The organism is Streptomyces caelestis, from assembly GCF_001279005.1.
Taxonomy (GTDB): domain Bacteria; phylum Actinomycetota; class Actinomycetes; order Streptomycetales; family Streptomycetaceae; genus Streptomyces; species Streptomyces heliomycini.
Genome location: NZ_LGCN01000251.1, coordinates 121,919 through 145,874, shown reverse-complemented (window position 1 = coordinate 145,874; position 23,956 = coordinate 121,919). Strand labels below are relative to the sequence as shown.

General features: G+C 72.8%; 18 protein-coding genes. 9 read left to right on the top strand and 9 right to left on the bottom strand.

Annotated elements, in window-relative coordinates; all coding sequences use genetic code 11:
- Positions 1-54 precede the first annotated feature (54 nt).
- The 3 genes from pepN to ADK41_RS34675 form a co-directional block, all read right to left on the bottom strand.
- Positions 55-2,631 carry an aminopeptidase N gene (pepN, locus tag ADK41_RS34685; protein ID WP_030820741.1) on the bottom strand — a complete coding sequence of 859 codons (2,577 nt, stop codon included), beginning with the start codon at positions 2,629-2,631 and terminating at the stop codon, positions 55-57.
- Between the two features lie 48 nt (positions 2,632-2,679).
- On the bottom strand, positions 2,680-3,222 hold the full coding sequence (locus tag ADK41_RS34680; protein ID WP_030820740.1) for a response regulator: 543 nt from the start codon (positions 3,220-3,222) through the stop codon (positions 2,680-2,682).
- A 110-nt stretch (positions 3,223-3,332) separates the two neighbouring features.
- Positions 3,333-3,710: a chorismate mutase gene (locus ADK41_RS34675; protein ID WP_030820739.1), complete on the bottom strand. Its 378-nt coding sequence runs from the start codon at positions 3,708-3,710 to the stop codon at positions 3,333-3,335.
- An 81-nt stretch (positions 3,711-3,791) separates the two neighbouring features.
- On the opposite strand from ADK41_RS34675, the gene ADK41_RS34670 reads away from it, so the two are divergent.
- Positions 3,792-4,691: a hypothetical protein gene (locus tag ADK41_RS34670; protein ID WP_030820738.1), complete on the top strand. Its 900-nt coding sequence runs from the start codon at positions 3,792-3,794 to the stop codon at positions 4,689-4,691.
- Positions 4,692-4,776: 85 nt separating this feature from the next.
- Here the strand turns inward: ADK41_RS34670 and ADK41_RS34665 are convergent, their stop codons facing one another.
- Entirely contained in the window at positions 4,777-5,502 is a 726-nt protein-coding gene (locus ADK41_RS34665) for a vWA domain-containing protein (RefSeq protein ID WP_030820737.1), read from the bottom strand.
- Positions 5,503-5,646: 144 nt separating this feature from the next.
- Here ADK41_RS34665 and ADK41_RS34660 point away from each other — a divergent pair, with 144 nt between their 5' ends.
- A complete protein-coding gene (locus ADK41_RS34660) occupies positions 5,647-6,573 on the top strand; it encodes a rhomboid family intramembrane serine protease (protein WP_030820736.1) in 927 nt (308 codons plus the stop codon).
- Entirely contained in the window at positions 6,570-7,487 is a 918-nt protein-coding gene (locus ADK41_RS34655; RefSeq protein ID WP_030820735.1) for a chitosanase, read from the top strand. Before ADK41_RS34660 ends, ADK41_RS34655 begins: the two co-directional genes overlap by 4 nt.
- Before the next feature lie 121 nt (positions 7,488-7,608).
- On the opposite strand, the gene ADK41_RS34650 is transcribed toward ADK41_RS34655, so the two are convergent.
- From ADK41_RS34650 to ADK41_RS34640, 3 genes are all read right to left on the bottom strand, one after another.
- A complete protein-coding gene (locus ADK41_RS34650) occupies positions 7,609-9,072 on the bottom strand; it encodes a glutamate synthase subunit beta (protein ID WP_030820734.1) in 1,464 nt (487 codons plus the stop codon).
- Complete coding sequence (gltB, locus tag ADK41_RS34645; protein WP_078661819.1) at positions 9,065-13,672, bottom strand: glutamate synthase large subunit; 4,608 nt, start codon at positions 13,670-13,672, stop codon at positions 9,065-9,067. Before gltB ends, ADK41_RS34650 begins: the two co-directional genes overlap by 8 nt.
- A gap of 371 nt (positions 13,673-14,043) precedes the next feature.
- On the bottom strand, positions 14,044-14,775 hold the full coding sequence (locus ADK41_RS34640; protein ID WP_030820730.1) for a VIT1/CCC1 transporter family protein: 732 nt from the start codon (positions 14,773-14,775) through the stop codon (positions 14,044-14,046).
- A gap of 260 nt (positions 14,776-15,035) precedes the next feature.
- Between ADK41_RS34640 and ADK41_RS34635 the strand changes: the two genes are divergently transcribed.
- The 6 genes from ADK41_RS34635 to ADK41_RS34610 are packed head-to-tail and all read left to right on the top strand — an operon-like array spanning position 15,036 to position 21,965.
- Positions 15,036-16,040: an ADP-ribosylglycohydrolase family protein gene (locus ADK41_RS34635; RefSeq protein ID WP_030820728.1), complete on the top strand. Its 1,005-nt coding sequence runs from the start codon at positions 15,036-15,038 to the stop codon at positions 16,038-16,040.
- Positions 16,037-17,317 (top strand): ADP-ribosylglycohydrolase family protein, encoded by a 1,281-nt coding sequence (locus ADK41_RS34630; RefSeq protein WP_051842983.1) that lies wholly within the window; start codon positions 16,037-16,039, stop codon positions 17,315-17,317. Before ADK41_RS34635 ends, ADK41_RS34630 begins: the two co-directional genes overlap by 4 nt.
- A gap of 7 nt (positions 17,318-17,324) precedes the next feature.
- Positions 17,325-18,506 (top strand): ADP-ribosylglycohydrolase family protein, encoded by a 1,182-nt coding sequence (locus ADK41_RS34625; protein WP_030820724.1) that lies wholly within the window; start codon positions 17,325-17,327, stop codon positions 18,504-18,506.
- Complete coding sequence (locus ADK41_RS34620) at positions 18,494-19,936, top strand: ADP-ribosylglycohydrolase family protein (RefSeq protein WP_030820722.1); 1,443 nt, start codon at positions 18,494-18,496, stop codon at positions 19,934-19,936. The genes ADK41_RS34625 and ADK41_RS34620 overlap by 13 nt, the downstream gene beginning before the upstream one ends.
- Entirely contained in the window at positions 19,933-21,138 is a 1,206-nt protein-coding gene (locus ADK41_RS34615) for a CaiB/BaiF CoA transferase family protein (protein WP_030820719.1), read from the top strand. Before ADK41_RS34620 ends, ADK41_RS34615 begins: the two co-directional genes overlap by 4 nt.
- A complete protein-coding gene (locus tag ADK41_RS34610) occupies positions 21,135-21,965 on the top strand; it encodes an HpcH/HpaI aldolase/citrate lyase family protein (RefSeq protein ID WP_030820717.1) in 831 nt (276 codons plus the stop codon). The genes ADK41_RS34615 and ADK41_RS34610 overlap by 4 nt, the downstream gene beginning before the upstream one ends.
- 70 nt (positions 21,966-22,035) lie before the next feature.
- On the opposite strand, the gene lgt is transcribed toward ADK41_RS34610, so the two are convergent.
- The gene (lgt, locus tag ADK41_RS34605; RefSeq protein ID WP_030820714.1) at positions 22,036-23,040 is read right to left on the bottom strand and encodes a prolipoprotein diacylglyceryl transferase; all 1,005 of its coding nucleotides are present in this window, start codon (positions 23,038-23,040) and stop codon (positions 22,036-22,038) included.
- Between the two features lie 93 nt (positions 23,041-23,133).
- Entirely contained in the window at positions 23,134-23,913 is a 780-nt protein-coding gene (locus tag ADK41_RS34600) for a DsbA family protein (RefSeq protein ID WP_030820712.1), read from the bottom strand.
- Positions 23,914-23,956 lie beyond the last annotated feature (43 nt).

The window sequence follows — 23,956 nt, the reverse complement described above, 5'->3', positions numbered from 1 at the left end:
ACACCCCTCGAAGGGGGTAAGTCCTCCTCGGAGGGGTGTGCGCCGGGTGTCGGGTCACGCCTGCTGGACGCGCAGGGCTCGGGCCAGGTCGTCGAGCTGGTCGACGAGCTTGCGGCGCAGGGCGGGGATCGGGTCGGCCTTGCGCAGGCACTTCTGGCCGAGCTTCAGGGTCTCGGCGTCGACGGCGTGGGCGGGGAAGGCCCAGCGTCCGGCGGCCTCGGCGATGGCGGGGCCGCGGCGGGCGGCGACGGCGACGGCGTCCTTGAAGTAGCGGGACACGTAGGGCCGTACGAGGTCGGCCTGTTCGGGCTGCCAGAAGCCCTGGGCGGTGGCGGTGAACAGGTAGTTGGACAGGTCGGTCCGGTCGTCGGAGCCGAACATGGCGTCCCAGGCGCGGGCCTTGGCCTCCTCGTCGGGCAGGGCGGCGCGGCAGCGGGCGGCGCCCTCCTGGCCGGTGGCGCTGGGGTCGCGCCGCGACTCCTCGGCGATGGCGGCCTCGTCGGTGGCGCCGAGCACGGCGAGGCGGGCGAGGACGCGCCAGCGCAGTTCGGGGTCGAGTTCGGGGCCGCCGGGGACGGTGCCGTCGGCGAGCCAGGCGGCGATGGTGTCGGGGTGGGCGGCGACGTCGATGAACTGGCGTACGGCGATGAGGCGCAGGCCGGGGTTGTCGCCGTCCTCGGTGCGGCGGATGAAGTCGCGGCACAGGTGGGTGAGGGTGGTGAGCGCGGCCGGCCGCCGGTCGGGGGCGAGGTAGCGGTCTGCGATGTGGCCGGAGGCGAAGGCGAGGACGCCCTGGACGAGGGCGAGGTCCGTCTCGTGCGGGAGGTGGGCGCGGGCGACGTCCAGGTAGTCGGTGGCGGGCAGGTCGCCGTCGCGGACGGCGTCCCTGAGCGCGTTCCACACCACCGCGCGGGTGAGGGGTTCGGGCAGGCCGGACAGGTGGGCGCGCAGGGTCTCCAGGGACTCGGCGTCGAAGCGGATCTTGGCGTAGGTGAGGTCGCCGTCGTTGAGGACGACGAGGGCGGGGCGGGTGCCGCCGGTGGCGAGGGCGATGTCCTCGTGGGCGGGGACGTCCGCCTCGAAGCGGTCGCGCAGGGTGAGCCGGCCGGCTTCGTGCAGGTCGTGGTCGTAGACGCCGATGGTGATGCGGTGCGGGCGCGTGCCGCCGGCGCCGGCCGGGCCGGGGACGTTCTCGTCGGGGTCGGGCCCGGGCCGGGCCCCGGGGCTGCCGTCGTGCCCGATGCCGAGGTGCCAGTGGCCGTTGTCGCCGCTCCTCGGTTCGGGGGTGAGGGTGTCGACGCCGGTGGTGCGCAGCCAGGCGTCGGCCCAGGCGTGGACGTCGCGTTCGGTGGCGGTGGCGAGGGAGTCGATGAAGTCGGCGAGGCCGGCGTTGCCGAACCGGTGCCGGGCGAAGTGGGTGTTGATGCCGGCGAGGAAGTCCTTCTCGCCGAGCCAGGCGACGAGCTGGCGCAGCGCGGAGGCGCCCTTGGCATAGGAGATGCCGTCGAAGTTGAGGAGGGCGGAGGCGGTGTCCTCGACGTTCTCGGGGGCCACGGGGTGGGTGGAGGGCCGCTGGTCGGCGTCGTAGCCCCAGGGCTTGCGGGTGACGCCGAAGTCGGTCCAGGTGTCGCTGAAGCGGGTCGCCTCGGTGAGGGTCTGGTAGCCCATGTACTCGGCGAAGGACTCGTTCAGCCAGATGTCGTCCCACCACGTCAGGGTGACGAGGTCGCCGAACCACATGTGGGCCATCTCGTGGGCGACGACCATGGCGCGGGTCTGGCGCTCGGTGTCGGTGACGGCGGAGCGGTAGACGAACTCGTCGCGGAAGGTGACAAGGCCGGGGTTCTCCATGGCGCCCGCGTTGAACTCGGGGACGAAGGCCTGGTCGTAGGAGTCGAAGGGGTAGGGCTCCTCGAACTTCTCGTGGTAGCGGTCGAAGCAGGCCCGGGTGATGTCGAGGAGCTCGTCGGCGTCCGCGTCCAGGTGGGGGGCGAGCGAGCGGCGGCAGTGGATGCCGAAGGGCAGGCCGCGGTGCTCGGTGCGCACGGAGTGCCAGGGTCCGGCGGCGACGGCGACGAGGTAGGTGGAGATCGGCGGGGTGGGCGCGGCCCGCCACACGCCTTCGCCGGTGTGCTCGGTGACGCCGTTGGCGAGGACGGTCCAGTGCCGCGGGGCGGTGACGGTCAGCTCGAAGACGGCCTTGAGGTCGGGCTGGTCGAAGGCGGCGAAGACGCGCTGCACGTCGTCGAGGAAGAGCTGGGTGTAGACGTAGGTCTCGCCGTCGGTGGGGTCGGTGAAGCGGTGCATGCCCTCGCCGGTGCGGGAGTAGCGCATGCTCGCGTCGACGCGCAGCTCGTGCTCGCCGGCGGTGAGGTTCCTCAGCGGCAGCCGGCCGCCGTCGAGGGCGCCGGTGTCCAGGGGCTGCCCGTCGAGGGTGGCGGAGCGCAGCTCGGCGGGCTTGAGCTCGACGAAGGTGTCCGCGTCCGTGCGGGCGCTGAACCTGATCAGGGTGTGGGAGTCGAACGTCTCGTCGCCACCGGTCAGGTCGAGTTCGATCGTGTAGCGGTGGACGTCGAGGAGCTGTGCTCGGTTCTGCGCTTCGTCGCGCGTCAGTACGGACATGCGGGCCATGCTGCCTGATGCGGTCGCCGAACCACAGGGGCGGATCGGGTACGCGCCCTATGTCCGGTCTCGTTCGAGCTCCCCGGTGTGCGCCCCGGCGGGCTGTGCGGGCGGCGTGTGCGCGTGCGGGTGGGGCAGGGCGGGATGTCCGGGGGCGGGGTTGCGTTCCTCGAGCCGGGCGCGCAGGGCGCGGAGCTCGCGTTGCAGGGCGAGGTGGCGCTGGTGCGCGTCGTAGAGGTGACGGACCTTGGTGCGCAGCGCCCACGGGTCGACCGGTTCGGTGACGAGGTCGGCTACGCCGAGGGCGTACGCGGCGGCGCCGAGCTGCGGGTCGCGGGCGAAGCCGGTGAGCAGGACGACGGGGATGAGCTGGGTCTGCTCCAGGCGCCGCATGTAGCGGACGACGTCGAGTCCGCCGGCGCCGGGCTGCCGGACGTCGAGGAGCAGCAGGCCGACGTTTCCGCGCAGCAGTTGTTTGAGGGCCTCGTCGCCGCTGGTGGCCCGGCCCAGCAGGTGGCCCAGCGGGGCCAGGGCGCTCTCCAGGGCGTACAGGGTGTCCTCGTGGTCGTCGACGATGAGGATCCGGGCGTTCGGCGGCATGCGCGCGTCCCTCCTCGCAAGGGACCGGATGGCTGTCCGGGGGCCGACGGGCGGTGCCCGCAGGCCGACAAGGAGTGCACAGCGCAGCATGCTCCGCGCGGGCGGCTCTGTCACTCCCCGGGGGAGGACCTCGTGGCGGGGTTCGCCGAGGGCGTGGCGCCGCCCAGGGTGTCCTCGGCGATGCGCTCGTGGTGGCGGATCACCTCCGCGATGATGAAGTTCAGGAACTTCTCCGCGAAGGCCGGGTCGAGCTTGGCGTTCTCGGCGAGGGCGCGCAGCCGGGCGATCTGGCGGGCCTCCCGGCCCGGGTCGGCGGGCGGCAGCTGGTGGGCGGCCTTGAGCCGGCCGACCTGCTGGGTGCACTTGAAGCGTTCGGCGAGCATGTGGACGACGGCCGCGTCGATGTTGTCGATGCTGTCGCGCAGCCGGGCGAGCTCCTCGCGGACGGCGGGGCCGGCCTCATCGGTGGTGGTGTCGCTGGTGGTCATGGTGGGTCACCTTACGGGGCGGGCGTGGGCCGGGGCGGGCCCGTACAGTGGAACCGGGTTCAGGGCGTCCGGGGGTGAGGCGTGGCGAACGGCGGACCGGTCGAGCACGGTTATCCGCATCTGGAGACGGTGCGGGCGGCCGTCACCGCGCTGTACCGGCGTCTGTCGTACGACACGGTCCGCACGTTCTCGGTGAGCGTGGCGCCCGCCGACGTGGCGTTCTGCGACACGGACGACCTCCATCTGGGGGCGCAGCGGGTGGCCCGCGAGCTGGTGCGGCACTACCGGCTGCCGGACGCGCGGCTGATCGTCGGGTTCCGGGAGATGACGCACGCGGCGAACGTGGAGCTGGCGGCCGGTCCGGAGTACTTCGTCGAGCTGAACGACCGGTTCCGGACGCATCGGCGGGACATCGGGGCGGCCCTGGCGCACGAGGTGGCGCACGTGTACCTGCACCGGCTGGACCTGTCGTTCCCGGGGACGCGGGAGAACGAGATCCTGACGGACACGACGGCGACGTACCTGGGCGCGGGGTGGCTGCTGCTGGACGCGTTCCGGGAGGACGGGGTGTCGTCGCAGAAGCTGGGGTACCTCACGCCGGAGGAGTTCGGGTACGTGCTGGCGAAGCGGTCGCTGGTGTTCGGGGAGGATCCGTCGGTGTGGTTCACCAGCGCGCAGGCGTACACGGCGTACACGAAGGGGGTGGCGTTGGCACGCCGGGACGAGCAGCAGCCGCCGCTCACCGCCGCCGGGTGGGCCGGCCGGCGGCGGTACGCGCGGGAACGGCGCCAGGCGCGGGAGCACACGGCCGCGGCCGGGGCGGGGCAGGGGGCGCCGTACGGCTTCACCGCGGGCGATCGGGGGGCCTTGTGGGTGTCGTTCCCCTGTCCCACCTGTCACCAGCGGATCCGCGTGCCGGTGCGGGGGCGCGTGCGCGCGCGGTGCGGGCTGTGCCGGACGGTGCTGGAATGCGACACCTAGCGGTGCCGGGTGCGGGTGCGTCGTGGTTGACCGCGCCCGCGCGGCAAAGCCGCACACCGGTGCGGCCCCGCGCCGCTGTGGGGCGCTACTCCTCCCCCACGATCCCCTGTGCCCGTGCTGCCGCCAGCCACTTCGGGAACTCGCCCACCAGGCGGTCGTACAGGTCGGCGTCCGGGACCTCGCGCGGGTCCTCGCCCGCGTGGAAGAAGCCCGCGTTGTCCACCGCGCGCTTCGTCGGGACCGCCAGGTCGTCCAGTTTGCGCAGGTAGTCGAACTGTTTGCTGTTCGGGTCGCCGAAGCCGACGAACTGCCAGAACATCGGGAGGCGGGCGGCCTTGCAGAGGTACTTCTCGGCGGCGAGTTTGTTGACGGGGCCGCCGTCGGTCTGGAAGACCACCAGGGCGGGGGCCGTGGAGCCGCTGTCCAGGTAGTGGTCGATGACCGCGTCCATCGCCAGGTGGTAGCTGGTCCTGCCCATGTGGCCGAGGCCCGACACGATCCGTTCGACGCGGCCCCGGTGATCGGCGAGGGCGATGTCGGTGACGGCGTCGACGTCGGTGGAGAAGAAGACGACCGGCACGGTGCCGTCGTCGTCGAGGTGCGCCGACAGGCCCAGTACCCGGTCGGCGAGCGCCTGCACGCTGCCGTCCTTGTAGTACGGCTTCATCGAGCCGGAGTAGTCGACCACCAGGTAGACCGCGGCGCGCAGCCCGTCCAGACCGTGCTTGGCGAGGGACACCCCGGCGGTCTTGTAGAGGCTGACCAGCGCGGGCGCCGTCTCCTCGATCGTGCCGAGACCGATCGCGGCCATACGACTCCCCCTCGGTTGTGGAACTGGCCCCGAGGGTACGGCACACGTCACCCACCATTCGCTCATTCCACAGGCGTTCGATATTTTGTTCGCCGCCGTCCCCACCGGCTCATTTCCGTCCCGTCCCTCCCGAGGAGCCGGCCCGTGGATTCCGAGTCCACCGTCACCACCTGCTACCGCCACCCGAAGGTGGAGTGCCACGTCCGCTGCACCCGCTGCGAGCGGTACATCTGCCCGGACTGCATGCGCGAGGCGGCCGTGGGCCACCAGTGCCCCGAGTGCGTCAAGGAGGGCGCGCGGTCGGTACGGCAGGCCCGCACCCTGGTGGGCGGCCGGGTCTCGGCGGTGCCCGTCGTGACGTACGCGCTGATCGTCCTCAACGTGCTGGTGTACCTGGCGGAGCTGGCGCGGCCGGAGGTCGTGGACCGGTTCTCGATGGTGGGCGCGGGGCTGGTCGGGCCGGACGGCGGGCACTTCCTGTGGACCGACCCGTACCCCGAGGGCTTCAGCCCGGAGGGTCTGGTGGGCGGGGAGTGGTACCGGCTGCTGACCGGCGCGTTCCTGCACCTGCCGCCCACCGAGGGCACGTTCGGGATCGCCCACATCGTGATGAACATGCTGGCGCTGTGGAATCTGGGCCGGCTCGTCGAGCCGATGCTGGGCCGGGTGCACTACCTCGCCCTGTACCTGCTGTCGGCGCTGGGCGGTTCGGTGCTGGTGCTGCTGATCGCGCCCGGGGACTCCGTGGTCGGCGCGTCCGGCGCGATCTTCGGGGTGGGGGCCGCGTACTACGTGCTGGCCCGGCGCGTCGGGGCCGACATGGGCCAGGTCAACCGGTTCATGGGAGGGCTGCTGCTGTGGCTGGTGGTCTCCGCGCTCGTCACGTCCTGGGAGGGGCACCTCGGCGGGCTGCTGGCGGGCGGCACGGTGGCGCTGGCGTTCGCGTACGCCCCCAGGAACGGGCGGCGGACGGTGGTGCAGGTGGGTGCGTGCGTGGCGCTGGTGGTGGTGCTGGGGGCGGCGGCGGCGGTCAAGGTGTCCGAACTGACAGGCGGAGGTATCCCCCAGTGAAACGTGCCGGTGTGCTGCTCCTCGCGGCCGTCCCCGTGATCGCCACGGGGGTGTACTTCGTGATGCCGACGGACTCGGCGGACGCCCCGCCGGCCGCACCTCCCTCGGTCACCGCCCAGTCGGCCCGTGAGGACGCCAAGGACCGGGCCGAGCAGGAGCACGAGCGGGAGCGGGAGAAGGACGACTCGGTCGTCGCCGACATGCCGCCGGGACTGGCCGCCCCCGCGAAGAAGGAGCTGGCCCAGCGGCTGGTGGCGAGCGCCGAGCACTCGACCACCGACTGGCGCGCCACCTACGGGGCCGTCGAGGACGAGGGCGACGGCTGCGGGTACACGGCGGGCATCATCGGCTTCTGCACCGGCACCCACGACCTGCTCGTGCTGGTCGAGCGCTACACCGAGGAGCACCCGGACAACGGTCTGGCGTCCTATCTGCCCGCCCTGCGGAAGGTCGACGGCTCGGACTCCCACGAGGGCCTGGACCCCGGCTTCCCGGCCGCCTGGGAGGCGGAGGCGCAGGTGCCCGCCTTCCGCGAGGCGCAGGAGGCGGAGCGCGACCGCGTCTACTTCGAGCCGGCCGTCCGGCTCGCCAAGCTGGACGGCCTCGGCACGCTGGGCCAGTTCGTCTACTTCGACGCGATGGTCTTCCACGGCCCCGACACCGACGCGGACGGCTTCTACGCCCTGCGCGAGCGCGCGCTGAAGCAGGCGAAGACGCCCGCCGCCGGGGGGCCCGAGGAGACGTACCTGAACACCTTCCTCGACGTCCGCCGCGAAGCCATGCTGACCCGGTACCCGGAGCACGACGCCTCCCGCGTCGACACGGCCCAGCGCCGGTTCCTGAAGGCCGGGAACCTGGACCTGGACACCCCGCTGGCGTGGGAGATGTACGGGGACCACTACAGGCTTCCCTGAGCATGCGGAGGCGCCTGCCCAGTCGTCCGGTCGGGGACTGGCGGGCAGGCGCCGCCTGTGTTCCGTACGCCGTTGTACGGGACGTGTGAGGGACCGTCAGGTCACCTGGTGAGCCGCTCCGTCAGACCGTCAGCGCGCGGTCCGTCGGGCGGATCGGGGCCGGCAGCTCGCTCGCCCCGGTGAGGAGGCGGTCGCAGCCGCGGGCGGCCGAGCGGCCCTCCGCGATCGCCCACACGATGAGCGACTGGCCGCGGCCGGCGTCGCCGGCGACGAACACGCCCGGCACGTTGGTCTGGAAGTCGGCGTCGCGGGCTATGTTACCGCGCTCGTCGAGCTCCAGGCCGAACTGCTCGACCAGGCCGTTGTCCCGGTCGGTGCCGGTGAAGCCCATGGCGAGGGTGACCAGCTGGGCCGGGATCTTGCGCTCGGTGCCCGGCTTCGAGGTCAGCTTGCCGTCGACGAACTCGACCTCGCTCAGGTGCAGCCACTGGACGTTGCCGTCCTCGTCGCCCTCGAAGTGGGTGGTGGAGACGGAGTAGACCCGCTCACCGCCCTCCTCGTGGGCGGACGTGACCTTGTAGAGCATCGGGAACGTCGGCCACGGCTGGGAGACCGGGTTCCGCTCCTCGCCCGGGCGGGGCATGATCTCCAGCTGGGTGACGGAGGCCGCGCCCTGGCGGTGGGCGGTGCCCACGCAGTCGGCGCCGGTGTCACCGCCGCCGATCACCACGACGTGCTTGCCCTCGGCCGAGACGGGCGGGGAGACGTAGTCGCCCTCCTGCACCTTGTTGGCCAGCGGCAGGTACTCCATGGCCTGGTAGACGCCCTTGAGGTCGCGGCCGGGCACCGGCAGGTCGCGCGCGGTCGTGGCGCCGACGGCGAGGACCACGGCGTCGTACCGCTTGCGCAGCGCGGTGGCCGGCATGTCGCGGCCGATCTCGATGCCGGTGCGGAACTTGGTGCCCTCCGCGCGCATCTGCTCGATGCGGCGGTTGATGTGCCGCTTCTCCATCTTGAACTCGGGGATGCCGTAGCGCAGCAGGCCGCCGATGCGGTCCGCGCGCTCGTACACCGCGACCGTGTGGCCGGCCCGGGTCAGCTGCTGGGCGGCGGCCAGGCCCGCGGGGCCCGAGCCGACGACCGCGACGGTCTTGCCGGACAGGCGCTCGGGGATCTGCGGGGCGACGTCGCCGGCCTCCCACGCCTTGTCGATGATCGAGACCTCGACGTTCTTGATGGTGACCGGCGGCTGGTTGATGCCGAGCACGCACGCCGACTCGCACGGAGCGGGGCACAGGCGGCCGGTGAACTCCGGGAAGTTGTTGGTGGCGTGCAGCCGCTCGGAGGCGGCGCCCCAGTCCTCGCGGTAGGCGTAGTCGTTCCACTCGGGGATGAGGTTCCCCAGCGGACAGCCGTTGTGGCAGAACGGGATGCCGCAGTCCATGCAGCGGCTGGCCTGCTTGCTGATGATCGGCAGCAGGGAGCCGGGGACGTAGACCTCGTTCCAGTCCTTCGTGCGCTCCTCGACCGGACGGGACCTGGCGACCTCGCGGCCGTGGTTCAGAAAGCCCTTCGGATCAGCCATTGATCGCCGCCTCCATCATCTTCTCGGTGATCTCGGTCTCGGACAGACCGGCTCGCTCGGCGGCGTCCTTGGCGGCGAGCACTGCCTTGTACGTACTGGGGATGATCTTGCTGAAGCGCCGCACGGCGGTGTCCCACTCGGCGAGCAGCTTCCCGGCGACGGTGGAGCCCGTCTCCTCCTGGTGGCGGCGGACCACGTCGTGCAGCCACTGCCGGTCGGCGTCGTCCAGCTCCTGGACGGCGTCCAGGTTGCCGGCGTTGACGTCGTCCCGGTTCAGGTCGATGACGTAGGCGATGCCGCCGGACATGCCGGCCGCGAAGTTGCGCCCGGTCTCGCCGAGGACGACCGCGTGACCGCCGGTCATGTACTCGCAGCCGTGGTCGCCCACGCCCTCGGAGACGACCAGCGCGCCGGAGTTGCGGACGCAGAACCGCTCGCCCGTACGACCGCGCAGGAACAGCTCGCCGCCGGTCGCACCGTACGCGATCGTGTTGCCCGCGATGGTCGAGTACTCGGCGAGGTGGTCGGCCGCGCGGTCCGGGCGGACGACGATCCGGCCGCCGGACAGGCCCTTGCCGACGTAGTCGTTGGCGTCGCCCTCCAGGCGCAGCGTGACACCGCGCGGGACGAAGGCGCCGAAGGACTGGCCGGCGGATCCGGTGAAGGTGATGTCGATGGTGTCGTCGGGCAGGCCCGCACCGCCGAACTTCTTCGTCACCTCGTGGCCGAGCATGGTGCCGACCGTGCGGTTGATGTTGCGGATGGCGACCTGGGCGCGCACCGGCTGGGCGTCCTCGGGGCCGGACGCGGCGAGCGCGTCGGCGGCGAGCTTGATCAGCTCGTTGTCGAGCGCCTTCTCCAGGCCGTGGTCCTGGGCGACGGCCTGGTGGCGGACGGCGCCCTCGGGCAGCTCGGGGACGTGGAACAGCGGGGCCAGCTCCAGGCCCTGCGCCTTCCAGTGGTCCACCGCGCGGGTCACGTCGAGGACCTCGGCGTGGCCGACGGCCTCCTCGATGGAGCGGAAGCCCAGCTCGGCGAGGAGCTCGCGGACCTCCTCGGCGATGAACCGGAAGAAGTTCACGATGTACTCGGCCTTGCCGGAGAACCGGTCCCGCAGAACCGGGTTCTGGGTGGCGATGCCGACCGGGCAGGTGTCCAGGTGGCAGACGCGCATCATGACGCAGCCGGAGACGACCAGCGGCGCGGTGGCGAAGCCGAACTCCTCGGCGCCCAGCAGCGCGGCGATGACCACGTCACGGCCGGTCTTGAGCTGGCCGTCGGTCTGCACGACGATCCGGTCGCGCAGGCCGTTGAGCAGCAGGGTCTGCTGGGTCTCGGCGAGGCCGAGCTCCCAGGGGCCGCCGGCGTGCTTGAGCGACGTCAGCGGGGAGGCGCCGGTGCCGCCGTCGTGACCGGAGATCAGCACGACGTCCGCGTGGGCCTTGGAGACGCCCGCGGCGACGGTGCCGACGCCGACCTCGGAGACCAGCTTGACGTGAATGCGCGCCTGGGGGTTGGCGTTCTTCAGGTCGTGGATCAGCTGGGCGAGGTCCTCGATGGAGTAGATGTCGTGGTGTGGCGGCGGGGAGATGAGGCCCACGCCCGGCGTCGAGTGACGGGTCTTCGCCACCCACGGGTAGACCTTGTGGCCGGGCAGCTGGCCGCCCTCGCCGGGCTTGGCGCCCTGGGCCATCTTGATCTGGATGTCGTCGGAGTTGACCAGGTACTCGGAGGTCACGCCGAAGCGGCCGGAGGCGACCTGCTTGATGGAGGAGCGGCGGGCCGGGTCGTACAGGCGCTCCGGGTCCTCGCCGCCCTCACCGGTGTTGGACTTGCCGCCCAGCTGGTTCATGGCGATGGCGAGCGTCTCGTGCGCCTCGCGGGAGATGGAGCCGTACGACATGGCGCCGGTGGAGAACCGCTTGACGATCTCGGAGACCGGCTCGACCTCGTCGAGGGGGATCGGCTGCCGGTCGGACGTGAAGCCGAAGAGCCCGCGGAGCGTCATGAGCCGCTCGGACTGCTCGTTCACCCGCTCGGTGTACTTCTTGAAGATGTCGTAGCGGCCGGAGCGCGTGGAGTGCTGGAGGCGGAAGACCGTCTCCGGGTCGAACAGGTGCGGCTCGCCCTCGCGGCGCCACTGGTACTCGCCGCCGATCTCCAGCGCGCGGTGCGCGGGAGCGATGCCCGAGACGGGGTACGCCTTGGCGTGGCGGGCGGCGACCTCCTTGGCGACGACGTCGATGCCGACGCCGCCGATCTTGGTGGCGGTGCCGTTGAAGTACTTCTCCACGAAGGCGTCCTCGAGGCCGACGGCCTCGAAGACCTGGGCGCCGCGGTAGGAGGCGACCGTGGAGATGCCCATCTTGGACATGACCTTCAGGACGCCCTTGCCGAGGGCGTGGATCAGGTTGCGGATCGCCTGCTCGGCCCCGCCGTCGACGGCCTGCAGGAAGGTGCCCGCGCGGACCAGGTCCTCGACGGACTCCATCGCCAGGTACGGGTTGACGGCGGCGGCGCCGTAGCCGATGAGCAGGGCGACGTGGTGGACCTCGCGGACGTCACCGGCCTCGACCAGCAGGCCCACCTGGGTGCGCTGCTTGGTGCGGATGAGGTGGTGGTGGACGGCCGCGGTGAGCAGCAGCGACGGGATCGGCGCGTGCTCGGCGTCGGAGTGCCGGTCCGACAGGACGATCAGACGGGCGCCGTTCTCGATGGCGGCGTCGGCCTCGGCGCAGATGTCCTCGATGCGGGCGGCGAGCGCGTCGCCGCCGCCGGACACCCGGTACAGGCCGGACAGGGTCGCGGCCTTGAAGCCGGGCATGTCGCCGTCGGCGTTGACGTGGATGAGCTTGGCCAGCTCGTCGTTGTCGATCACCGGGAAGGGCAGGGTGACGCTGCGGCACGTCGCGGCGGTCGGCTCCAGCAGGTTGCCCTGCGGGCCGAGCGAGGAGCGCAGGGAGGTGACCAGTTCCTCGCGGATCGCGTCCAGCGGCGGGTTGGTGACCTGTGCGAACAGCTGGGTGAAGTAGTCGAAGAGCAGGCGCGGGCGCTCGCTCAGCGCGGCGATCGGCGAGTCGGTGCCCATCGAGCCGATCGGCTCGGCGCCGGCCTTGGCCATCGGCGCGATCAGGACCCGCAGCTCCTCCTCGGTGTAGCCGAAGGTCTGCTGGCGGCGGGTGACCGAGGCGTGGGTGTGCACGATGTGCTCGCGCTCGGGCAGGTCGGACAGCTCGATCTCGCCGGCCTCGAGCCACTCCGCGTAGGGGTGCTCTGCGGCGAGCCGGTCCTTGATCTCGTCGTCCTCGATGATGCGGTGCTCGGCGGTGTCCACGAGGAACATGCGGCCGGGCTGGAGGCGGCCCTTGCGGACGACCTTCGCCGGGTCGATGTCGAGGACGCCGACCTCGGAGCCGAGGACGACCAGACCGTCGTCGGTGACCCAGTAGCGGCCGGGGCGCAGGCCGTTGCGGTCGAGCACGGCGCCGACCTGGGTGCCGTCGGTGAAGGTGACGCAGGCGGGGCCGTCCCAGGGCTCCATCATCGTGGAGTGGTACTGGTAGAAGGCGCGCCGGGCCGGGTCCATGGAGTCGTGGTTCTCCCACGCCTCCGGGATCATCATCAGCACGGAGTGCGGCAGCGAACGCCCGCCCAGGTGCAGCAGTTCGAGGACCTCGTCGAAGGAGGCGGAGTCCGAGGCGTCGGGCGTGCAGACCGGGAAGATCCGCTCGAGGTTCCTGTCCTCGCTCCCGAACAGGTCCGAGACCAGCTGGGACTCGCGGGCGCGCATCCAGTTGCGGTTGCCCTTGACGGTGTTGATCTCACCGTTGTGCGCGACGAAGCGGTACGGGTGCGCGAGCGGCCACGACGGGAAGGTGTTCGTGGAGAACCGGGAGTGCACCAGCGCGATCGCGGAGCCGAAGCGGCGGTCGGACAGGTCCGGGAAGAAGGGCTCGAGCTGACCGGTGGTCAGCATGCCCTTGTAGACGATGGTCCGCGCGGACAGCGACGGGAAGTAGACGCCCACCTCGCGCTCGGCGCGCTTGCGCAGCACGAACGCCTTGCGGTCGAGGTCGATGCCCCGGCTCTCACCGGCGGCGACGAAAATCTGCCGGAAGACCGGCATCGTCGAGCGGGCGGTGGCGCCGAGCAGGTCGGGCGCGACCGGCACCTCGCGCCAGCCGAGGACGGTCAGGTCCTCGGCGGCGGCGATCTCCTCGATGCGGGCGACGGCGGCGTCGGCGCCGTCCTCCGGCAGGAAGGCGATACCGACGGCGTACCCGCCGGCCTCGGGCAGTTCGAATCCGGCCACCTCGCGGAAGAAGGTGTCGGGGACCTGGGAGAGGATTCCGGCACCGTCGCCGGAGTCCGGCTCGGAGCCGGTGGCACCGCGGTGTTCGAGGTTGCGCAGGACCGTGAGGGCCTGCTCGACCAGGGTGTGGGAGGCCTCGCCGGTGAGGGTGGCGACGAAACCGACGCCGCAGGCGTCGTGCTCGTCGCGGGGGTCGTACATACCCTGCGCAGCAGGGCGAGCATCCATGAACGACCAGTTCAGGCGGTCGTTCGTGGAGTGCTGGGACGGCTGGCGCGGCGTACGCATCGGCTCTCCCGTCGTCGTCATGTGGCATGTGGCAAGTGCCGAGGGACGACGTTGGCCCTCTGCGTGGTGCGAAATTTCGTGCAGGTTACATGATGGAGCGGTTCTCGTGAACCGGGACACTCCGTTCCAGCATGCGGACACCACATGGATCGCGGCGGGGTTCCGCGCCTGGCGGCGGAAGCCATGGGAACCGGGGAGAACAGATCGATGTCCGTCGGTCCGATGGCGGGAAAGGGCTTCTTCGCCCGCCCCGCGGGGCACGCCACCGGCCTCTTCGCCCACAGCGCTTACGGCTCATGCCCAGTGGTCATGCGGTCGAAACCAGCTGGTAACGGCTCCTTGTGCGGCCCCACGCATACGTGGGAGCCGCATCATCCTACGGCCGTTCCGAACAGTGCGCCCAGGGCGTACGTCACACCGGCCGCGGCGCCACCGAGGAGGAGCTGCCGCAGACCGCTGTACCACCAGCTCCGCGCCGTCACCTTGGCGACCACCGCGCCGCACAGGAAGAGGCCGAGCAGCGCCAGCAGCACGGCGGGCCACAGGCTGCTCGCACCGAGCAGGTACGGCAGCACGGGCAGCAGGGCGCCCAGCGCGAAGGAGCCGAAGCTGGACACGGCGGCGACGGTGGGCGAGGGGAGGTCGGAGGGGTCGACGCCGAGTTCCTCGCGGGCGTGGATCTCCAGCGCCTGCTCGGGGTCCCTGGACAGCTGCCGGGCGACCTCGCGGGCCAGTCCGGACTCGACGCCGCGGGCCTCGTAGAGCGCGGCCAGCTCGGCCTCCTCGTCCTTGGGGTGCTTGCGCAGCTCACGCCGCTCGACCTCGAGCTCGGCCTCGACCAGCTCACGCTGGGAGGCGACGGAGGTGTACTCGCCGGCCGCCATGGAGAAGGCGCCGGCGGCCAGGCCGGCGAGGCCGGTGAGCACGATGGTCCGCTGACCGACCGCTCCGCCCGCGACACCGGTCATCAGGGCGAGGTTGGAGACCAGTCCGTCCATCGCGCCGAACACGGCGGGGCGCAGCCAGCCGCCGTTCACGTCCCGGTGCGTGTGGTTGTCGCGGTGCGCCTCGTGCAGCGTCGCCTCGGTCTCGATGATGGCCATACCTGTGTCCCCCACAGTCTTCTTTGGACAAGTTCTACTCTTCGACAACACTCAATGTATGTCTCCGCATTCCTTCCCGCCAGCAAGGAAAGGCTGGGCTAACCTGCGGTTTTGCGGATTTCGCTCGTTCGTGTGGAGGGACGCGCAGATGTCGACCGGGTGACGCTGAGAGCGGTAAGGCTGCGCCGGACCCCGCACCGGGGACAGATCCGCAAAGGGCTCCGCGCCTCTCGGGGGCGTCCCTGAGAGGAGAGCCGCGTATGGCACCGACCGCCCGCATCCCCTCCGTCCCCGCGCCCGGGGACGCCCTCGGGCGCCGGGAGCGGGCGCGCGGCGCACTGCTCGGCCTGGCCGTCGGCGACGCGCTGGGCGCCCCGGCCGAGAACATGAAGCCCTCCGAGATCCGCGCGCGGTGGGGCCGCATCACGGGATACGTGGCGGAGCGTCCGGCGGGCACGGACGACACCGAGTACGCGATCTTCTCGGGCCTGCTGCTGGCCCGGCACGGCTCCGCGCTCACCCCGGCGCACGTCGAGGCGGCCTGGCACGAGTGGATCGCGGACCGTGCGGAGGGGCCCTTCCGGGGCGCCGGCTTCAGCGAGCGCGGCACGCTGGAGAACCTGCGCCGGGGACTGGCGGCGCCGGTCTCCGCCCAGCACCGGCACGCCTGGAGCGACGGGCTGGCGATGCGGGCGGCGCCCTACGGGGTGTTCGCGGCCGGCCGTCCCGACGAGGCGGCCCGGCTGGCGGCGGTCGACGGCTCGGTCAGCCACGACGGCGAGGGCATCTACGGCGGCCAGGCGGTCGCGGCGGGCGTGGCGGCGGCGATGGCCGGGGCGCCGGTGGTCGCGGTGGTGGCCTCGGCCCTGGCGGTGGTGCCGGACGACTCCTGGACCGCCCGCTCACTGCGCCGCGCCGTCACCGCGGCCCATCTGGGCGAACGCGCGGTCCGCGCGGCGGTGGTGATCGGCGGCTACCCGTGGACCGACCTGGCCCCCGAGGCGGTCGCCCTCGCCTTCGGCGCGTACGCGGCGGCCGACGGCGACTTCGAGCAGGCGGTCCTGACCGCCGTCAACATGGGCCGCGACGCCGACACCACGGCGGCGGTGGCCGGCGCCCTCGCGGGCGCGACCCGGGGCGCCGCGGCGATCCCGCCGGCCTGGTCGTCCGCCATCACCCCGGCCCGCGGCACCTGCCTGCCGGCCATGGCGGGCCACCACGTCCTGGACATCGCGGACCTGCTGACGCCGGAGACCCCCGCATGACCACCACGACACCCCCCGCGGAGAACCCCGCCCCGCCCGCGGCCGCCGACGGCGGGTCCGCTCCCCGGGGGCCGTCCGCACCCGACCGCGAAGGCCGCACGGACGGTGCGGGTGGGACCGTCCGGACCGGAGGCGAGGCCGGGGCCGAACGTCCCGCCCCGCCGCGGGCGGGAATCGAGGGCCTCCTCCTCGGCCTCGCCGCGGGCGACGCCGCCGGCTGGCCGGCCGCCCGCCACAGAGCCGCCCGCATGCCCGAGTGGACACGACGCCTCACCCGGGAACTCGACACCTTCGCGGAACAGAACGCCACCACCACCCTCCCCGTCCCGATCGCCCTCAACCAGCCCTCCGAGCCCCTCCGCCTCGGCCCCTCCGACGACGCCGAGTGGGCCGCGTTCGCCGCCGAAGCGGTCCTGCGCGCCGGCGACGACACCACCCTCGGCGACCTGAGCCGGGAGCGCCGCACCCGCGCCGCCATCGATCTGACCTGGAACTCCGTCGCCGCCGAGATCGCCGCCGCCACCGAACGGGCCCCCGAGACCGAGTCCGCCGTCCTCCCCCTGCGCGCCCGCATCTCCGTCCGGGCCGGCCTGGGCAACCTCGCCACCGGTCTGCGTCCGCCCGCCACCGGCCACGACAACCCGCACTACTTCGACGACGCCGCCTGCGTACGCGCCTGCGTCCTGGCCGTGGCCCACCCCGGCGACCCACGGGCCGCCGCCGACCTCGCCGAGTTCGACGCCCGCTACACCCAGGACGGCGACGGCGTGCACGGCGCCCGTGCCATGGCCGCCGCCGTCTCCCTCGCGCTGACCGGTGCGGACCCGCACACCTGCGTGGCGGCGGCCTGCGCCGAGCTGCCCGAGGACACGGAGATCGGCCGCAACGCCCGGCACGCCCTGAAGCTCGCGGCGGACGCCGACAGCGCCTTCGCCCTGGTACCGCCGCTGGAGCACCAGATCGTCGACCACGTCTACAGCTACGGCGTCGCCGCCGCCGAGACCGTCCCCGTCGCCCTCGCCCTCACCACCGCCGCCCGCGGCCGGATCGCGGAGGCGGTCCCCGCGGCGGCCTGTCTGTCCCGGGTCGCGGACTCCGCCCCGGCACTCGCCGGCGCGCTCACCGGCGCGCTGGGCGGCGGGGCCGCGATCCCGGCGACGTGGCGGGAGAGCTGCCGCACCCTCTCCGGCTGCGTACTCCCCCGGCTCACCGGCACGGACCTGGTGGAACTCGCCGGGCTCCTGGAAGCCGCACAACCGGCCCCGACGGAGGGATGATTCGGGCATGACGCGCGAAGAGGAAGAAAACAGCGGCCGGGGCCTGCCCCTGGACGAGCGGATCACCGGCGCCCTCGTCGGAGCGGCCGTCGGCGACGCCCTCGGCGGGCCGGTCGAGGGCTACTCCCCCGAGCAGATCGCCGAGCGCCACGGCGGACGCGTACACGGTGTCGTCGGCCCGTGGAACGGCGCCGCGTGGCGCACCGCCCGTCCCGTCGCGCCATACCACAAGGGCGACGGCCACGTCACCGACGACACCCTGATGACCCACGCGCTGATCCGGGTGTACGCGACGGTCCGCGACCACCTGGACGCCTACGCCGTCGCCGACCACCTGGTCCCGGACCTGATGACGAACCCGCGCTGGATCCCGGAACTGGAGGCGGAGGCGCTCCCGCTGCACCGGATCTTCCTCGCCGAGAAATGGCTCGTGGCCCGCCTGCACCACGGCCACGTCGACCCGCGCGAGGCCGGCGCCGGCAACATCGTCAACTGCGGCGCCGCGATGTACATGGCCCCGGTCGGCCTGGTCAACGCCGCCCACCCGGCCGCCGCGTACGCCGAGGCACTGGACGTCGCGGGCGCGCACCAGTCGTCGTACGGCAGGGAGGCGGCCGGCGTCCTCGCGGCGGCCGTGGCGGCGGCGTGCGCGCCGGGTGCGACGGCGGACTCGGTCGTCGCCGCGTGCCTGTCCTCGGCGAAGGACGGCACGCGGGAGGCGATCGAGAAGGTCTGCGAAGCGGCGTCGCGGCACACGGACTTCGAGTCGGCGCTGGGTCCGCTGCGGAAGGCGGTGACGCCGTACGACACCGTGGGCCCCGACTACCGCTCCCCGTCGCTGGGCGCCCGCCGCCCCTCCCGGCTGCACGCCGTCGAGGAACTCCCGGTCGCGCTGGGCATGCTGGTGGTGGCGGGAGGCGACTTCCGGCACGCGGTCCTCGGCGCGGTGAACTACGGCCGCGACTGCGACTCCATCGCCACGATGGCCGGCGCGGTGGCCGGCGCGCTCGGCTCGCCGGTCCCCGAGGACTGGGCCAAGACGGTGGCGGAGGCCAGCCGTCTCGACCTGTGGGAACCGGCGGCCGTCCTCACCGCCGTGACCCGCGAGGTCTTCGCGCGTGACGTGGAGCGCCGCCGCGCCCACGAGCGGGCCTTCGCGGAGCTGGGAGGCCCCGGATGCTCCGACTGACCTGGGTCCAGCCGGAGGACCTGATCGGCCACGAACTGCGCCAGGCGGCCCAGGACGGCCGCGAGCCCTCGGCCGTCGCCGCCCGATGGCGCGCGGCGGGCGGCCCCGAGGCGCCCCTCACCGCGGGCGCCTCCCCCCACCCCGCCTCCCCCTACCTCCGCCTCCTGGCCACCGACCTCCTCGACGAACTGGCCGACCTCCCCAGCACCCTGTCGGACGACGAACCGACCGACCTGCCCCGGATCAAGTCCCTGTGCCCCCACTGGCCCGCCACCGCGGACGGCAACGCACCGCCGACGGAGCCGGGAGCGGGGGAGGGCGGGCGCGGCGGCACCCCGCGAGCGCCGGGCCGCGCGCCTTCCCCCCGAGCCGCACACCCCACCGCCCTGGAAGCCGCCTGGCTCGGCAGAGCGGTCGGCTGCCTCCTGGGCAAACCGGTGGAGAAGCTCCCCCTGACCGGCATCCGCCACCTCGCCCAGGCCACCGGCAACTGGCCCCTGACCACGTACTTCACCGCCCGCGGCGTCCCCGGGGACCTCTTGGCCAGGTACCCCTGGAACCGCCGCTCCGCGGCGACCTCCCTCGCCGAGAACATCGACGGCATGCCCGAGGACGACGACCTCGACCACCCCCTCCTCGCCCTCCTCGTCCTCCAGCGCCACGGCCGCGCCTTCACCTCCACCGACGTGGCCCGCGTCTGGCTCGACGAACTCCCCGCCGGCCGCGCCTTCACCGCCGAACGCGTCGCCTACCGCAACCTCCTCAGCGGCCTCGAACCCCCACTGACCGCCCGCCACCACAACCCCTTCCGCGAGTGGATCGGCGCCCTGATCCGCGCGGACGTGCACGGCTGGACCAACCCCGGCGACCCGGCCGCCGCCGCCGAGCAGGCCCACCGCGACGCCACCCTCACCCATACCGCCAACGGCGTCTACGCGGCGATGTTCACGGCGGCCGTCATCGCCACCGCCGCCACCGGCGACCACGACGTCCACACCTGTCTGCGCACCGGCCTCACCGTCGTGCCGCCCCGCTCCCGGCTGGCCCTGGCCGTCCGCCGGGCCGTTCGGCTGGCCCACGAGCACACCGACTTCGACACCGTCGTCGACGTCCTGCACGACACCTACGCCGCCACCCACCACTGGGTGCACGCCGTCCCCAACACCGCCCTGATCGCCGCCGCCCTCACCCACGCCGACGGCGACTTCACCGGCTCCATCTGCCGTGCGGTGTCCGGCGGCTGGGACACCGACTCCAACGGCGCGACGGCCGGCAGCGTCGCCGCCCTGCTCGCCGGTTCGCCCCGCGCGCTCCCCGAACGCTGGACGGCCCCGCTGAAGAACCGCCTGGCCACCTCCGTCGGCGGTTTCCACGGCACCGGCTTCGACACCCTGGCCCGGCTGACCCACCTGGAGGCCACCCGCCCATGACCAGGCCCACCCCCTCCGGTCCCCCGCTGACCGGCCTGCGCGTCCTGGACCTCGCCACCCTCTTCGCCGGCCCCCTCGCCGCGACCCTGCTCGGCGACTTCGGCGCGGAGGTCGTCAAGGTCGAGCATCCGGGGAAACCGGACCCCTGCCGCGGCCACGGCCCGTCGAAGGACGGCGTCGGCCTGTGGTGGAAGGTGCTCGGCCGCAACAAGCGCACCATCACCCTCGACCTGTCCAAGCCCGGCGGCCGGGCCACCCTCCTGCGCCTGGCCGGGACCGCCGACGTCGTCATCGAGAACTTCCGCCCCGGCACCCTGGAGAAGTGGGACCTGGGCTGGCCCGAACTGTCCGCCGTCAACCCCCGGCTGGTCCTGGCCCGGGTCACCGGCTTCGGCCAGTTCGGCCCGTACGCGCACCGCCCGGGCTTCGGCACCCTCGCCGAGGCGATGAGCGGCTTCGCCGCGATCACCGGGGAGCCGGACGCCCCGCCGACCCTGCCGCCGTTCGGCCTGGCGGACTCCATCGCGGGCCTGACCACGGCGTACGCCGTCATGACCGCGCTGGCCGGACGGGACCGCACGGGAGAGGGCCAGGTCGTCGACATGGCGCTGATCGAGCCGATCCTCACCGCGCTCGGACCCCAGCCGACCTGGTACGACCAGCTGGGCCACGTCCAGCCCCGCACCGGCAACCGCTCCCAGAACAACGCGCCGCGCGGCACCTACCTCACCGCCGACGGCACCTGGGTCGCCGTCTCCACCTCGGCCCAGTCCGTCGCCGAGCGCGTGATGGTGCTGGTGGGCCGGCCGGACCTGATCGACGAGCCCTGGTTCGCCACCGGCGAGGACCGGGCCCGGCACGCGGACGTCCTGGACGAGGCGGTCGGCGGCTGGATCGCCCGGCACACCCGCACCGACGTCCTGGCGGCCTTCGAGAAGGCGGAGGCGGCCGTCGCCCCCGTCCAGGACGTACGGGACGTCATGGCGGACCCGCAGTACCAGGCGCTGGACACGATCACCACGGTCGACGATCCGGAGCTGGGCCCGCTGCGCATGCAGAACGTGCTCTTCCGGCTCTCCGCCACCCCGGGCGCGATCCGCTGGGCGGGCCGCCCGCACGGCGCGGACACCGAGGAGGTCCTCACCGAACTGGGCCTCACACCCGACGACCTCGCGGAGCTCCGCGCGGAGGGAGCCCTGTGACGGGCTTCCCGCTGACCTGGCTGTACGCCCCCGGCCACCGTCCTCCCGTGGTGGCGAAGGCGCTCGCCTCCGGCGCCGACGTGGTGGTGATCGACCTGGAGGACGCGGTCGCCCCCGACCGCAAGGCCTACGCCCGCTCCGCCACCGCCGAGCTGCTGCGCGACCCGCAGCCGGTTCCGGTCCACGTCCGCGTCAACGCCCTGTCCGGCCCCTGGGCCCGCGCCGACCTCGCGGCCGTCGCGCCCGCCCCCGGTCTGTCCGGCCTGCGCCTGCCCAAGGTGTCGTCCCCGTCCGACGTCGTACGCGTCGCCCGACGCGCCGTGTCCGCCCGCGGCGGCCCGCTGCCCCTGTACGCCCTCCTGGAGACGGCCCTCGGCATCGAACGCGCCCATGCCGTGGCCGCCGCCCACCCGTCCCTGCGCGGTATCGCCATCGGGGAGGAGGACCTACGGGCCGACCTGGGCGTGCGCGACGACGCGGGACTCGACTGGTCCCGCTCCCGGGTGGTCGTCGCCGCGCGGGCGGCGGGCCTCGCCCCGCCCACCCAGTCCGTCCACCCTGACATCCGCGACCTGGACGGCCTGCGCGCCTCCTGCGCGCGCGGCCGCGCCCTGGGCTTCCTGGGCCGCGCCGCGATCCACCCCCGCCAGCTGCCGGTCATCGAGCGCGCCTACCTCCCCACGGAGGAGGAGATCGAACAGGCGGAGACCATCGTCAAGGCGGCGGCCACGACCCAGGGCGCCCAGGCCCTCCCCGACGGCACCTTCATCGACACGGCAGCGGTACTGGCAGCTCGAAGAACCCTCTCCCTGACCACCAGACCCTGACCCCGCCCCACACGGACCGAGGGCGCCCGGAGAACCCCGGACGCCCTCGGCGCAGTACGACAGGCGGTGGTCAGCCCTTCTTCGCCGACCCGGCCCCGTCCTTGTCCTCGTCCTTGTCCTTGGACTCGGAACCCTCGGAACCCCCGGAGTCCGAGGAGTCCTTCTTCAGGGAGGGAGCGCTCTCCTCGTCCTTCTCCGCGGCCTCGGCCCCGTCGGAACCGGCCTCGGCCTCGGCCTCGGACCCGTCCTCACCGCCGGAGGCCCCCGGCTCCACCACGTCCTCCCGCCCCGGCCGCTTCCGCGCCGACAGCACCATGTACAGCACCGCGAGCAGGAACACCAGGACGGCCGTCCAGTTGTTCAGCCGCAGCCCGAGGATGTGGTGCGCCTCGTCGACACGCATGTACTCGATCCAGAACCGCCCCGCGCAGTACCCGGCGACGTACAGCGCGAACGCCCGCCCGTGCCCGAGCTCGAACCGCCGGTCCGCCCAGATCACCAGCAGCGCCACACCGACGCACCACAGCGACTCGTACAGGAACGTCGGGTGGTACGTCCCCGGCTCCCGCCCGTCGGCGGAGGACGTGATCTCCAGCGCCCACGGCAGATCGGTGGGCCGCCCGTACAGCTCCTGGTTGAACCAGTTGCCCCAGCGGCCGATCGCCTGGGCGAGCGCGATGCCCGGCGCGATGGCGTCGGCGTAGGCGGGCAGCGGGATGCCCCGGCGACGGCAGCCGATCCAGGCGCCCAGCGCGCCGAGCGCGATCGCGCCCCAGATGCCGAGACCACCCTCCCAGATCTTGAAGGAGTCCACCCAGTCACGGCCCTCGCTGAAGTACAGCTGGTAGTCCGTGATCACGTGGTAGAGCCGGCCGCCGATCAGACCGAAGGGCACGGCCCAGACAGCGATGTCGGCCACCGTGCCGGCCCGCCCGCCCCGGGCGACCCAGCGCTTGTTGCCGAGCCAGACGGCAACGAAGACGCCGATGATGATGCAGAACGCGTAGCCGCGCAGCGGAACGGGGCCGAGGTACAGCACCCCGCTCGACGGGCTGGGAATGTAGGCAAGTTCCATGGCAGGGTCGACGCTACCGTGCCGGACCGGCCGCACGGCGGGCAGCCCGGCTACGGCTCCATAACAGGACCCCCGGACGGTCGGTGCGGAGCGTCACTGTCCCTTGTCGGCCTCCTCGACCATCCGCTTGAACTTCTCCGGGGTCATCGAGCGGTCCTGGATGATGTTCTTGCCGTCGAACATCACCGTCGGCGTGCCGCTGAAGCCGCTCTTCTGGAACGCCTCGTGGGACTTGGCGACCCAGCCGTTGTGCGTGCCGCCCTCGACGCAGGTGCGGAAGGCGGGGGTGTCGAGTCCGTCGACCTTGCCGGCCAGCTCGATCAGTCTGCCGTCGCCGGCGAAGGCGTCGTCGCTCTCCATCGGCTGGTTCTCGAACAGCACGTCGTGGTACGCGGCGAACTTCCCGACGTCCTGGGCGCAGGCGGCGGCGTTGGCCGCGTTGCGGGAGCCGGTGCCGCCCATGCCGTTGTCGATCAGCGTGACCAGGTGGTATTCCACCTTCAGTTGGCCGGAGTCGGTCAGCTGGTGGAGGGTGGGGCTGTAGTTCTGCTCGAAGACCTTGCAGGCCGGGCAGCGGAAGTCCTCCCACACGACGAGGGTGGCCTTGGCGCTCTCCTTGCCGACCGGGATGGCGAGGCCGTCCTTGCCCTGGGCCCCGGAAGGCGCCACCACGGGACCGGCCGCCTCGCTCTCCTCGTCCCCGCCGGAGTTGGCGGCGATGACACCGGCCACCGCCGCGAGCCCCAGGACACAGAGCACGCTCGCGCCCACGATCAGGGCACGGCGTCGCTTCTCCGCCGACTTCTGCTTCTCACGCTCGACCGCCAGCCGCTCCCGGGCGGTGCGCTTTCCCTCAGGGTTCTTCTCGCTCACACCCCGCAGAACGAACCGGGGAGGCGCACAGCGCCTCCCCGGT